Annotated in this window: 10 protein-coding genes and 1 pseudogene; 5 read left to right on the forward strand and 6 right to left on the reverse strand. The window is 69.9% G+C overall.

The features are described 5' to 3' along the window. Window positions 1-338 precede the first annotated feature (338 nt). Window positions 339-1,151: a glycerophosphodiester phosphodiesterase gene (locus RYH80_RS06315; RefSeq protein WP_370903004.1), complete on the reverse strand. Its 813-nt coding sequence runs from the start codon at window positions 1,149-1,151 to the stop codon at window positions 339-341. Window positions 1,152-1,245: 94 nt separating this feature from the next. On the opposite strand from RYH80_RS06315, the gene RYH80_RS06320 reads away from it, so the two are divergent. Then, complete coding sequence (locus RYH80_RS06320) at window positions 1,246-2,004, forward strand: protein-L-isoaspartate O-methyltransferase family protein (RefSeq protein ID WP_370903005.1); 759 nt, start codon at window positions 1,246-1,248, stop codon at window positions 2,002-2,004. A gap of 647 nt (window positions 2,005-2,651) precedes the next feature. Here the strand turns inward: RYH80_RS06320 and RYH80_RS06325 are convergent. From RYH80_RS06325 to RYH80_RS06340, 4 genes are all read right to left on the reverse strand, one after another. After that, on the reverse strand, window positions 2,652-4,751 hold the full coding sequence (locus tag RYH80_RS06325) for an AMP-dependent synthetase/ligase (protein WP_370903006.1): 2,100 nt from the start codon (window positions 4,749-4,751) through the stop codon (window positions 2,652-2,654). A gap of 125 nt (window positions 4,752-4,876) precedes the next feature. Next, the gene (locus tag RYH80_RS06330; RefSeq protein ID WP_370903007.1) at window positions 4,877-5,839 is read right to left on the reverse strand and encodes an AEC family transporter; all 963 of its coding nucleotides are present in this window, start codon (window positions 5,837-5,839) and stop codon (window positions 4,877-4,879) included. Beyond that, on the reverse strand, window positions 5,836-6,618 hold the full coding sequence (locus RYH80_RS06335) for a phosphoribosyltransferase (protein WP_370903008.1): 783 nt from the start codon (window positions 6,616-6,618) through the stop codon (window positions 5,836-5,838). The genes RYH80_RS06330 and RYH80_RS06335 overlap by 4 nt, the downstream gene beginning before the upstream one ends. Window positions 6,619-6,766: 148 nt before the next feature. Further along, window positions 6,767-8,065: a DolP-mannose mannosyltransferase gene (locus tag RYH80_RS06340; RefSeq protein WP_370903009.1), complete on the reverse strand. Its 1,299-nt coding sequence runs from the start codon at window positions 8,063-8,065 to the stop codon at window positions 6,767-6,769. A gap of 505 nt (window positions 8,066-8,570) precedes the next feature. Here RYH80_RS06340 and dapA point away from each other — a divergent pair. The 4 genes and pseudogenes from dapA to lysA all read left to right on the forward strand — a co-directional run bounded on the left by dapA (window position 8,571) and on the right by lysA (window position 12,800). Further along, complete coding sequence (gene dapA / locus RYH80_RS06345; protein ID WP_370903010.1) at window positions 8,571-9,566, forward strand: 4-hydroxy-tetrahydrodipicolinate synthase; 996 nt, start codon at window positions 8,571-8,573, stop codon at window positions 9,564-9,566. Window positions 9,567-9,595: 29 nt separating this feature from the next. Further along, a pseudogene (gene dapB / locus RYH80_RS06350) lies at window positions 9,596-10,444 on the forward strand (4-hydroxy-tetrahydrodipicolinate reductase); the annotation flags it as partial. A 155-nt stretch (window positions 10,445-10,599) separates the two neighbouring features. Next, window positions 10,600-11,445 carry a 2,3,4,5-tetrahydropyridine-2,6-dicarboxylate N-succinyltransferase gene (locus RYH80_RS06355; protein ID WP_370903011.1) on the forward strand — a complete coding sequence of 282 codons (846 nt, stop codon included), beginning with the start codon at window positions 10,600-10,602 and terminating at the stop codon, window positions 11,443-11,445. Window positions 11,446-11,534: 89 nt separating this feature from the next. Further along, complete coding sequence (gene lysA / locus RYH80_RS06360) at window positions 11,535-12,800, forward strand: diaminopimelate decarboxylase (protein ID WP_370904667.1); 1,266 nt, start codon at window positions 11,535-11,537, stop codon at window positions 12,798-12,800. A 69-nt stretch (window positions 12,801-12,869) separates the two neighbouring features. Here the strand turns inward: lysA and RYH80_RS06365 are convergent, their stop codons facing one another. Continuing rightward, window positions 12,870-13,295 (reverse strand): DUF8015 family protein, encoded by a 426-nt coding sequence (locus tag RYH80_RS06365; RefSeq protein WP_370903012.1) that lies wholly within the window; start codon window positions 13,293-13,295, stop codon window positions 12,870-12,872. Between the last annotated feature and the right edge of the window lie 76 nt (window positions 13,296-13,371).

Raw genomic sequence — 13,371 nt, forward strand, 5'->3', positions numbered from 1 at the left:
GCGACGACACTGGGTGGACCGCCGCGGCGTCGAGACACGTGACCGCGGTACCGACGACACCGGCCGAGACACCGACGAGTGGGATCGCCCGTAGGAGTGCGTCGAGCCCGAGGATCGCCCCGGAGACGGTGACGGCAGTCGCGGCCACCACGGCGACGACCCCGAGGAGTCGCCGCAGCGTCCGTCCCGTCCGGCCGGGTCGTCTGCACGTCGCCGTCCCGTCGCCGCGGTCGCGGCCGCTCCGGAGCGTCGGCACCGCGGTCACGTCGTCGTCGGTCACGGGGTGTGTGGTCCCGGTTCGGTACTTGAATGTCGGGGTGAGAGCCGGGGCGGCTCCGCTACCGAGACCGATCTTCGGCGTACGCCCAGTCGTCGACGATCAGCCCGTCGACACCCGCACGACACAGCGGCGCGACCGGGTCGTGGCTCCGGATCGTCCAGACGTTCACCGCGAAGTCGGCGTCGTGTGCCGCCGCTACCCGTGCCCGCGGCGCTCGCTCGCCGTCCCCTCCACCACCGGTACCACCGTCTCCGCCGTCGTCCGCAGACTCGCCACGGTTCCCGTCGTCCGCAGACTCGCCACGGTTCCCGTCGTCCGCCGACTCGCGGCCGAGCACGAGGTCGTACTGCGGGTGGAGTGCGTCACACCCCAGTTCGGTCGCGGTCTCGACCGCCGCGTCCCAGTCGTCGTCTGCGGTCACGTACGCGATCGGGTCGTCCGCGACCGCCCGCCACTCTTCGAGCGCGGTCTCGGAGAACGACGAGACGAGGATCTCGTTGCCGGCATCCCCACAGCACGCGGCTACGTCGGCCGCGATCCCCGTCTCCTTCAGTTCGACGTTGACGCCGGTGTCCGCTGGAATCGCCGCCAGCGCCTCGGCGAGCGTCGGGACTCGTTCGGTGGAGTCGAGTACCGAGTGCGACCGGAGATCGGCGAGGTCGGTCTCCGCGACGGAGCCGCCGACACCGAGCAGCCGGTCGAGCGTGTCGTCGTGGAAGACGACCAACTCGCCGGAGCCACACCGGCGTACGTCCAGTTCGATCAGGTCCGCGTGGGCGGCGGCGGCGCGGAAGGCACCACGGGTGTTCTCGGGGTGACGCTCCGGACAGCCGCGGTGAGCGATCACGGCCGGCGAGTCGCTGGGTGACACGGTCCCGGCGACGGGCGCGTAGGTGAAGAGGGCTCGGGACGGGCGGTGGTGTCGGCACCGTGCAGTTGATTACGACGCGCGGCGGAGGCGAGGTATGGACGGACCGGACCCGGAGTTGCTCCGGGAGGACATGCTCGACGCGGTGGAACACGCGCTGGGGCGGGCACCCAGCGAGTCGGTCCGCGAGGCGATGGCGGCGGTGCCCCGCGAGGCGTTCGTGTCGGAGGCGCCGTACGCCAACCGGACGGGCGACCACGACGGGTCGCGAGTGCTCTCGCCGGCGACGGTCGCGCGACTGTTCGACGCGTTGGCGGCCGAGTCGGGGGAAGACCTGTTGCTCGTCGGCGCGGGCGTGGGGTACACGGCGGCGGTGGCGGCGGAGATCGTGGGCGCACGACACGTCCACGCGGTCGACATCGCTCGCGGGATGGTGCGGGAGGCGCGCGGCAACCTCGCGTCGGCGGGGTACGAGGCGGTGCTCGTCGACCGGCGGAACGGGTCGAACGGACTCCCGCAGTACGCGCCGTTCGACCGGGTGCTCGTCGAGGCGGCCGCCGTCTCCCCGCCGCGGACGTTGGTGGACCAGTTGGCCGACGACGGGCGACTGGTGATGCCACGGGGGCGTGGCGGCGACCAGACGGTCGTCGCCGTCGAGCCGGACGCACCGAGCGGGTACGAGACGGTCGCGGAGTTCGGACCGGTGGGGCTCCAGCCGCTGCTCGTCGACGGGGAACAGCCGGACGCGCCGGTGCGCAACCGGACGGAACGCGAGGATCGAGAGTTCGCCCAGCAGGGGTACTTCGCGAAGACGGGCTGGGAGCAGGACTGGATCGACTGGGACGGCGCCGAGTGAGGGCGGTGGACCTCGGGCGGAGCAGGGGTGTGAGTGGGTTCTGTGGACGGCCGTATCACGGGTTCGGAGCAGGTGGTGTCGTGTCGCGTGCCGCACGTGGGTCGACGGGATCGGGGGCGACGTGGAGGTCGGTCAGACTCTCGACCGGGCGGTGCGGGGCGCAGTGCGGTAGTAGAGCGGTAGCGGGGCGGGTACGGCGGCGGTACAGTGCAGTGCGGTGGCGGTACGGCGTGGATGTGGTCGCAGAGCAGTGGAGTGCTGCGCGGCGGCGGAGCGGTACAGTGCGGTGGCGGCGGCGGAGCGGTGCGGTTGCGATGGCAGAGCGGTGCAGTGCGGTTGCGGTGGCGGAGCGGTGCAGTGCGGTGGCGACGGCGGAGCGGTGCGGTTGCGATGGCGGAGCGGTGCGGTGCGGTGGCGGCGGCGGAGCGGTGCGGTTGCGATGGCGGAGCGGTGCAGTGCGGGCCGGTGGCGGAGCGGTGCAGTGCGGGCCGGTGGCGGTGCGGATGCGGCGCGGTGGCAGCGGCGGTCGCGGCACCGCAATCCACCGCGAGCGCGCCGAGGGCGCGCTCGCGGCCCTTTTTGATCGAGCTTTTTTCCTCGGGTGGCGCGCGCCGCGCGCCACCCGAGGAGTGAAAAAGGTCGGTTTTTCAGTCGTAGAGTCGCTCGATCTCGGCCTCGTAGTAGGACTCGATATTGCGGCGCTTCTTCTTCATCGTCGGGGTCAAGAGGTCGTTGTCCTCTGTGAACCCGTCGGGCACCAGGCGGAACTGCTTGATCTGTTCGTGTTTCTCGAAGTCCTCGTTGACGGCGTCGACCTCGCGCTGGATGCGCTCGATCACGGCGTCCTCGCGACACACCATGCGGTCGCTGTCCGGGAGGTCGATCCCTTCCGCGGCGGCCCACGAGCGCACCGCCTCGAAGTTCGGTACCAGGAGGGCACCGACGAACTTCCGTGCGTCACCCAACACCATCGCCTGTTCGACCAACTCGGAGGCGGCGAAGGCGTCCTCGATTGGACCCGGCGGCACCATCTTCCCGGTCGACAGCTTGAGGAGTTGCTTGGCGCGCTCGCGGAACGCGATGTAGCCGTCCGGCTGGATCTCTACCACGTCGCCCGTCCGGAACCAGCGCGTCGACTCGTCGGCGTCCGTCGCCGTCCCTGGTGTCGACTCCGTCTCGACGGCGCCGCCGTCGCCCGCGACGCTCGCGTCGTCGGACCGGGTGTCGCGGCCGGCATCGAGTTCCGCCTCGGTGACGAACGCTGCCTCGGTCTTCTCGGGCTTCTCCCAGTAGCCGTCGAAGACGTTCGGGCCGCGCACGAGCAGTTCGCCCACGTCCTCGGAGTCCGTGTCCGGCGGCGCGACGCGCGTGTCGAGACGGACCTCTACGTCTTGGACCGGCGGACCGATGGTGCCGACCTGCGGTGCCTCGGGCGGGTTGACGGCGACGACCGGCGAGGTCTCCGTCAGGCCGTACCCCTCCAAGACGGGGACACCCATCCCGTGGAACAGCTCACACAACTCCGCCGACAGCGAGCCCCCGCCAGAGATGAAGAAGTCGACGTTGCCGCCCAGCGCCTCCTTCACCGTCGAGAACACCAGTCTGTCCGCGAGCGCGTACTTCGCCGACAGCAGCGGGCCGGGCCGCTCGGCGCGGTAGTGGCGCCGTCCCACGTCCGTCGCCCACTCGAAGATCCGGCGTTTGAGCCCCGAGTCGCTCGCCTGCTCGCGGATCGCGGCGTACAGCTTCTCGTACACTCGCGGGACGCTCGTCGCCAACTCCGGGGAGACGAGTTGGAAGTCGTCCCGCAGGGTGTCGGGCGACTCCGCGTACGCCACCGTCGCACCGGCGGCGAACATGAGGAAGTGTCCCGAGAGGCGCTCGAAGACGTGCGCCAACGGGAGGAACGACAGCGTCGTCTTCTCGGGGGTGATCGCCGGAGTTCCCGTCTCCGCCTTGTCCGGACGCGGACCGAACCGCCGGTAACACTGCTCGACGTTCGACAGGAAGTTCCGGTTCGTCAACACCGCACCCTTCGGCTGGCCCGTCGTCCCGGAGGTGTAGATCAGACTCGACGGGTCCGACGGCGCGCGCTCGACCACCCAGTCCGACTCGCTCGACTCCCCGTCGCGGCCGGTAGCTGTCCCGTCTGTCTCGTGGTTACCGCTCGACAGTTCAGACTCGTGGTCGACACCCAACTCGTGGACCTCCCCGAGGGTGTACACGTCCTCGCGCTCGTGTGGCTCGCCGTCCATCACGACGACGAACTCCAGCGAGAGGTCGTCCTCGACGGCCAACACCCGTTCCAGCAGTTCCCGGTTCTCCACGACGACGCCGTCGGCGTCTGGGTCGTCGAGCAGGTACCGCACCTGGTCCTCCGAGGAGGAGGTGTACACCGTCGTCACCACCCCGCCGGCCCCCAACACGGCGAAGTCGGTCTGTGCCCACTCCATGCGCGTGTGGGCGAACAGCCCCACCCTGTCGCCCGGCTCCACTCCCAACGCCCGGAACCCGTACGAGAGGTGTCGGACGACGTCGTGGACGGTCCCGTACGTCAACGTCGCGTAGTCGTCGGCCGGCGCAGCGTCGACGACCCCTGCTCGCACGAGCGAGCGGTCGTACACCCCACCTTTGTACCGTTGTGCGGGCCGGTCCGCGTGCTCGCGTGCGCTCGCCCGGAACGTCGCCGCGATGGAGTCACGCGTCGGGTCCGGCCGGTAGTCGGCCTCGGCAGTCTGCCAGTCCATACCACGCTCTCGGCGGTTCGACCACAAATAAGCGTGTGGTACACCGGCTCCGTTTCCGACCGTTGTCGTCGCGTGGGAACCACGTCGGACCCACCGACGGCCCGGCGACGCGGCGTCTACGGTCCTCAGCCGACCAGTCCACCGCGGAGGAGCGCGATCAACACGGTGAGGACGGGAACGGACAGCAGCGTGGTGACGAGCACTGCGGTCGAGACGTACTCGGGGACGGAGACGTCGGAGTCGCCGATGGTCGCCTCCTCGGCGAACTCGCCGACGAGGATCACCGGCGTCACCGCCGCCGGCATCGCCGACTCCAACACGAACACCCGCGCGACGGTGGCGTCGCCGAAGCCGACGAGCGTCGCGACACCGACGGCGACGGCCGGCGCGACGCCGAGTTTCAACACCGTCGGGGCACCCACCCGCGACAGCGCCGCGCCGTAGTCCGTCTGGGAGAGCTGGATGCCGAGTATCAACAGCATCACCGGGATCGAACTGTCACCGACGAGCCCGAGCGTCGACATCGCCGCGCTGCCGGTCGGCGGCACCACGCCGAGCCAGCGCGCGCCGAGCGCGACGGGGACGGCGTACACCAGTGGGATCGAGAGCACCCGCCGCACGCCGGCGCGGCCGCTCCCGCCGCCGGCACGAGCCGCGACGTACACCCCGACGGTGTACAGCAACACCGCCTGCACGCCGACGTACAACACCGCGACCGCACGCCCGCCGTCGGGGAAGGCGAAGTCCGACAGTGGGATGCCGTAGTTGCCGGCGTTCGGGAACGTCGCCGCCAGGACGAGCGCGGACAGCCGCGGCTCAGTCTCGCCGAGCAGCCGCCCGGCGAGTTCGCCGACGACGGTCATCGCGAGGACGAACGCGACGGTCGCGCCGGCGACTCTCGCCAGTGTCGCCCCGGAGAACGTGGTCGTGGCGAGGCTGTGGAGGACGAGCGCGGGCGCCAACACGTACACGACGACCGTGTTCAGCGGGGCCGGGTCGACGCCGACGGTCCGTCCCAGGAGGAAGCCGACGCCGGCGACGGCGACGATGGGGAGGATCGCACCCGCGAGGATACCCGCGAGACTCACTCCTCGTCGGTCGCCGTCCCGCCGTCCGTCGTCTCGTCACCGGTCGCCGTCCCGCCGTCCGTCTCGACCGTGCCCCCGGAGACGGCGCCGTCGACGAGCGTGTACTCACCGTCGGTCTCGGCGAGGACGTCGCGGCGGCCCATCTCGTCGAGCACCTCGCGGAGCCGACCGGGCTGGGCGATCTCCATCTCGATCCGGTCGACACCGTGGTACTCGGCCAACAGTCCACGGATCTCCCCCGCGTCGTAGGGGCCGTCGCCGTCTTTCGCCATCACGCCGGAGATCAGGTCCACCATGTCCTCGATGAAGTTCCACGGGTAGACGATCCAGGCCCACTCGTCGAGTCGTTCCCCGACGAACTCCGGCTCGAACGCGGAGGTCTGGAGCAACTGCAGCGTCGCCGTCCGCACCTCGCCGGCTCCACGGTCGGTGACGTACTCGTGGGCGCGCTCGATGGACCCACCCGTGTCGGCGATGTCGTCGATGATGAGCACGTCCTTCCCGTCGACGCTCCCCTCCGGCATCGGGTAGCGGACGGTCGGCTCCCCGGACTTCTCGCCGGTCCCGACGTAGTGTTCCATCTTCAGACTCGTCAGGTCGTCGAGCCCGAGGAAGTCACACAACACGCGGCCGGCGAACCAGCCGCCACGAGCCAGGGCGACGACCACGTCCGGCTCGAAGTGGTCCGCCTTCACCTGATCGGAGACCTCCCGACAGAGGTCGTAGATGTACTCCCAGTTCGTGATGGTGCAGTCGAACTCGTCCGGGAGATCGCTCATTGACGCCCGGTAGTGGCAGTGGCAGTCGGATAAGCGTTTAGAGTCGACTCCTCTCCGTAGTCCGTAGTCAGTTACCCACGACTGAAGTCGTGGGCTCTCCGTGATTCTGTGTGAGTCCTCGCGGCCGATCCACCGGCGCCGCGACCGGTCACGGGAGTTTCAGCTCCCCGATACACTCCTCGCCGGCGTCACCGAATCTCTCGATCCAGTACTTCTCCATGTCCGACAGTCTGACGTGACAACCGGGAACAGACTCACCGGCGAGGTACTCACTGGCCGGTCCGCTACGCCGGTAGGTGTACCACGGCTGGAACACGATGTCGACGAATCCCGGGACCGCAATCAACAGAACGGCTGCGGTCAGAACGTGGTGAGGACCGACGGGACCGGCAGAGAGATCGAACGTCGACACCGTAGCGATCAGTACGCCGATCGGAACGGCTGCAATCGGGGCGAAGGAGACGATGTCGGGACCCGAGATCTGCCCGACCAGTGTTCCGACGACGGAGTACCACACGAACAGTACGGCGATCAGTAACTTCGGACCGTCACGAGACCGGACACCGCTTCGGACGAGCAGAACGAACCCGACCACAGACAACAGTAGCAGACCTTCGATCCCACGGTACTCCGACAGCAGTGGCAACAGAGACGGTGTCGTCTCCGCACCAGTGTAGATCAGCGGAGCGACGATCGTTTGGTTCAGCATGTGTACGCCGGCACCCTGAAGCACGATCGGGAGAACGGTCAGAGCACCCGCGACGGCGGCTCCAGACGACGATCGAACCAGTTCTCTCGTCGAGAGGTCGCCGGAGACGAACCGAGCGAGGATCACGGCCCCGACGGCCGGGACGATCGGGGCCGCGAAGTGCCAGAAGAGCGGAGCAGACACGGTGGCGGCTCCCGCGAGGAAGTACCGCCGCCGATCGACGGCGAGGACCGCACCGACAGTGAACAGAGCGGTGTAGTACTTCGTGTACGGCCCTGCACTGAAGAACGTGAAGAACGCTGGGACTGCGACGACGGCGACACCTGCAGAGAAGGCAGCGGGCAGCGATTCGGTCCAGCCCCGAACCAACTCGATCGTCAAGACGACTGTCGTGAACGCAGAGAGTCCGGTGACACCGACACTCAGGTAGTAGACAGTGATCCTGTCGTAGCTACCCATCACGGTGAGTACGCCAGTGAGTACGTGAATCCCGGGCGGTTTCGGATCCCAGATCGTCCGATACGGCGAGCCCCCCGTGGCGAGTTCCCATCCGCCGTACAGGTACGTCGCCGGGTCACCGACCAACAACGGCCACTTGACCGAGTAGAGTGTGAACAGTACTACTGTGTACGAGAGGAGCAAGAACGCAGGGAAGTAGACGGCTACGGCTGCGTTCTCTCTCGCCGACTCGAGGAGAGCCGTCACTTCGAGACCCTCCCGCGGGTTCGAATCGTTCACAGCGGTCTCACAGTGTTGTCGATTATAATCTCTGTGTTACCACACGTCCGCTCGTCGAGTTCTGTACGGTGTACCGGGGTTCGACTCTCCGTGCGAACCGTTCGACGAGTGACGAGAGCACCGTCGCCTCGACGCGATCGTCTGGTGTACACACGAGTGAACTGTACTCGAGAGTGGCAGTGGTCAGGATTCTCGTCGACGTTCCGAGTCTGCGTCCGTCCCGACGGAGGTACGCTCGGGTCGTCCGTCTCGCCACTGCCGAAACGCTCTTGACTCGATGCACCGATTGGTCGTGTATGACGCCGAACGGCTCCAGAACGCTCTCGACGGAGCCGTCCGGCCGGTTCTCGCGTCCGTCCAAACGTAAACGGTGAGCGACCGCTCGGTGCGGGCGTAGCGCCCCCGTCCCGGGTGACCGCAGACGACTCGCGAGCGACCGCTGGATCTCGCGACCGACGCACCGCAAGCCGACAGACGACGACACTACCACGGAGACACCACACAGATGACCGACGACACACCGACGACAGACGACACACAGACCACGGACGACACACTCAGTTCGATTCCGCGAGACGCACGGACGGACGACTACGACACCTTCGCGGGGGTGTACCCGGCACTCCCGACGCCGTTCGACGACGGGGGCGCCGTCGACCACGACCGTCTCGCCCAGCGGGCGCGTCGGCTCGAGGCTGCCGGAGTCGACGGCGTGGTACCGGTCGGCTCCACCGGCGAGTCGGCGACACTGACCCACGACGAACACGTCGCGGTCGTCGAGACGGTCGTGGCGGCCGTCGACTGCCCGGTGATCGCCGGGAGCGGCTCCAACTCGACGCACGAAGCCGTCTCGCTGTCGGAGCGTTCGGTCGCGGCCGGCGCGGACGCACTCCTCCTCATCTCGCCGTACTACAACAAGCCCGAGATGCGCGGAGTCGCGGAGCACTACCGGACCGTCGCAGACAGCGTCGACGTTCCCTGTATCGTCTACAACGTCCCCTCGCGGACGGGGTCGAACCTCGAGCCCGAGACCGTCGCCGACCTAGCGAGTCACCCGCAGATCCGCGGGTACAAGGCCGCCTCGGGCGACGTAGCGCAGGTCTCGGAGGTGGTCGAACGGACGCGCGAGGAGACGTTCGACGTGCTCTCGGGCGACGACGCACTCACGCTGCCGGTCGTCTCCGTCGGCGGGACGGGGACGATCAGCGTCGTCGGCAACGTCGAACCCGAGCGGACGCGAGCGGTCGTCGCCGCCGCGATGCGGGGCGACCTGCGGACGGCGCGCGAGCACCACCACGACCTCGCCCCGCTCGTGCGGGCGCTGTTCCGGGAGACGAACCCGATCCCGGTGACGGAGGCGATGGCGATCCGCGAGGACGGCCCGGCGCGACTCCGGTCGCCGCTGACGCTTGGGACCGAGGAGACACGCGAGCGGCTCCGTGACCTCCTCGCGACGCTGGACGAGACACCGCGACCCGAGTCGGGGGTGGCCGAGGCGTGACGGACGGGCGAGCGGGAGACACCGTCGGTGTGGACACAGCCGACGACGACGCCGCCTCGGTCGTCGTCACCGGCGCGGGCGGGCGGATGGGTCGTGAAGTGATCGCCGCCGCGAGCGAGCGCGACGACGTGCGTGTCGTCGGCGCGGTGAACCGGAGTCCGGTCGCACACGGCGGTCGGGGTGAACGAGACGACGGTGGTGCCGAGTCGGAGCTCGGCGCCTACGGCACGGTCGACGGGGTGCCGGTCGCGCCGTCGGAGCGACTCGGGGACGTGCTCGCACGGCGCGAGAGCCCGGCGGCGACGGTCGTCGTCGACTTCACCGCGCCCGCGGCGACGACGACGTACGCAGAGACCGCGGCCGACCACGGCGCGGCGGTCGTCAGCGGGACGACGGGGCTCGCGGACGCCGACCACGACGCACTCGACGCCGCGGCGGCGTCCGTGCCGGTGCTGTGGGCGAGCAACTTCTCGCGTGGGATCGCGGCACTGCGGCGGGCGGTGACGGCCGCGGCACGAGCCGTACCGGGGTACGACGTGGAGGTGACGGAGACCCACCACGACGGGAAACGCGACGCGCCGAGTGGGACCGCGGAGACGCTCGTCGACGACGTGGTCGCCGTCCGCCCCGACCTGGAGACGCGCCAGCACGGCCGCGAGGGGGTCGCACCGCGCGACCCCGGCGAGATCGGCGTCCACGCGCGCCGTGCCGGCGACGTGGCCGGCGAACACGAGGTGTTGCTGGCTGGCGAGGAGAACGTGCTCTCGTTGACCCACCGCGCCGGCTCCCGGCGGGTGTTCGCCGCCGGTGCGCTCGACGCGGCCGCCTGGGTCGCGGGTCGCGAGCCGGGACGGTACGACTTCGACGACGTGTTGGACGAGGAGTCCGTGGACGACGGCGTGAGCCGAACCCACGGAACGGACGCAGACGGGAGAACGACAGACGGCGCGGACGAGGGAGCGACAGACGCCGGGCAGCGGGGGCGTGCCGACGACGAGGCCGGCACCACCCGCCGTGACGGGGGTGACCGCCGGTGAGCGCACTCGAAGACGAGATCGAGACGCTGTGGGCGGCGTACGAGGACGGACTCGACGCGGCGTCGGCGTCGGCCGAGCAGGTCGCGACCGTCGAGGCGTTCCTCGACGCCCTGGAGGCCGGCGAGGTGCGTGCCGCGGAGAAGACCGGCTCGGACGTGACGAGCTGGCGGGTCAACGAGTGGGTCAAGCGCGGCGTGTTGCTCGCCTTCGGACTCCACGAGACGCGGCGGCGAGAGTACGGCGGCGTCGCGTACTACGACGTGCTCCCGTTGCGGGACACCGAGGACCTCGGGGCGCGTGGTACCCGCAACACGCCGGACGGGACCGTCCTGCGCCGTGGGGCGTACCTCGGTGCGGACTGTATCGCGATGTCGCCGTCGTTCGTCAACGTCGGCGCCTACGTCGACGACGGCACGCTGGTCGACTCCTGTGACACGGTCGGATCGTGTGCCCAGATCGGCGCGGACGTGAAGCTGGGGGCCAACACCCTGATCGGCGGCGTGCTCGAACCGGTCGAGGACGCCCCGGTCGTGATCGAGGACGGCGTCGCGCTCGGCGCGGGCTGTCGGGTCACCTCCGGGTTCCGCGTCGGCGAGAACTGTGTCGTCGGGGAGAACACGCTGTTGACGCCGAACGTCCCCGTCTACGACCTCGTCGACGAGGAGGTGTACTTCGGCCACCTCCCGGCGGAGCGACGGGCGTTCGGTCGCTACGTCGAGTCGAGTCTCGGCGAGCACGACCTGTTCGGCGAGCGCGGCGCGTTCAAGCCGGCGGTCGTCGCGACCGACTTGGAGGCGGAGACGGTCGAGGCGACGGAACGCGAGGAGGTGCTCCGACAGTGAGCCGCGAGGAGTCCGTCACTACCGGCGACGGAGTCAGTGAGGGCGACCGACACGGTACGACCGGTGACCCGGCGAGACACGGCCCGCCGGTGCGACGGCTCGACGACTGGGACGCGACGCGACTGGAGGGGCTCGCCGACCAGTACGACACCCCACTGTACGTGATCGACCGCGAGCGGGTCCGCGAGAACCTCCGGCGGTTCCGCGACGCCGTCGAGAGCGCGCTCCCGAACCCGCGGGTGATGTACGCCGCGAAGGCGAACACCGGTCCCGCGGTGTTGGAGGCGGTGTTGGAGACCGGGACGGAGATCGAGTGTGCCGCTCGCGGGGAACTCCAGCGAGCGATCGCAGCCGGCGCGGAGCCCGACACGCTCCGGTACACGGCGGTGAACCCGCCCGCAGCGGACCTCGACTACGCCGTCGAACTCGCGAGCGACCACCCGGAGCTGACGGTGACGGCCGGCGCCCGCGACACGTTCGACCGGCTCGCGGAGCGCGGCTACGACGGGCGCGTCGCGGTCCGCGTCAACCCCGGTATCGGTACCGGTCACCACGAGAAGGTGGCGACCGGGAAGGACGCCAAGTTCGGCATCCCGGCCGAGGAGGTGCCCGCGGTCGCGGCCGACCTGGCCGAGCGGTTCGAACTGGTCGGCCTCCACGCACACGTCGGGAGCGGGGTGCTCCACGACGACCTCGACGACCACTGTCGCGCGATCGAGACCGTCGCGGACCTCGCACGCGAGACGGCCGCGCACCTCGCGGACACGCCCGCGACGGGTGTCGACGCCCCCGCGGCCGCCTTCGAGTTCGTCGACTTCGGCGGCGGGTTCGGGGTGCCGTACCGTCCCGACGAGGCGCCGTTGGACCTGTCGGTCGTCGCCGAGCGAGTCGCCGCGGCGGTCGGCGAGTTGCCGGCGCGGGTGGAGTTGGAGCCCGGTCGGTACGTCGCCGCGGACGCCGGAACGCTGCTCACGCGGGTCAACACGGTGAAGGAGACGCCGGAGACGACGGTCGTCGGCGTCGACGCCTCGCTGGCGACGCTGGTTCGGCCGGCGATGTTCGACGCCTACCACGCCGTCCGGAACGTCTCCGGCGCCGACCGCGAGACGGTGTCCGCCTCCGTGGGCGGGCCGTGTTGCACGTCGGCAGACGTGTTCTGTACGGATCGCCCGCTGGCGGCGCCCGAACGCGGCGACCTGCTCGCCGTTGGCAACGCCGGCGCGTACGGCTACGAACTCGCGAGTCGCTTCCACTCACAGCCACTCCCAGCCGAGGTCGCCGTCGACGGCGACGAGGCTCGTGTGCGACGCGAGCGGGAGACGATGGCCGACGTGACGCGACTCGAACGGGACTGATCCGACGCGAACGGGACTGGCGCGACGGTGAGACGGGAACACGCCCCGCCGCGCCTCCGAGCGAGAGAGTCAGTCGGCGCCGGCGGGGCCGTCGCTCGGTGCCGTCGGTGTCGACACTGCGGCGCCACCGCCCGCGACGGGCGCCGGGGCCGAGTCGGGTGTCGCCGTGGCGTCCGTCGTCTCGGTCGCGGTCACGCCGGCTGCGGTGGTCTCGTCCGTCTCGGTCCTCGCGGGGGCGATCGCCTCGCCGTCCGGGCCGGCGACGGTCACGCCGTCGGCACGCACGTCGGTCGCGGCAGTGACGGTCGTCGCGGCGTCGGCGACCGTCGGGACCGGTCCGCGGACGAACATCGCGTGGCCCACGACCAGTGCCGCGGCCGCACCGCCGACGGCGACGGCGACCTCGACGGACAACCCCACCAGCGGGACGGCTGCGAGTGGTCCGATGAGCAGCGCCGGAACGAGGCCGAGGACGTAGTCGTGGTACCCAGTCATCGTACACACTGTTCTACGGACACGGGGTACATAGTACTTTCCCAGCACATGTCAGTCGGTCGTGGGTGGCCATCTA

The organism is Halobaculum sp. MBLA0147 (assembly GCF_041361345.1).
GTDB lineage: Archaea > Halobacteriota > Halobacteria > Halobacteriales > Haloferacaceae > JAHENP01.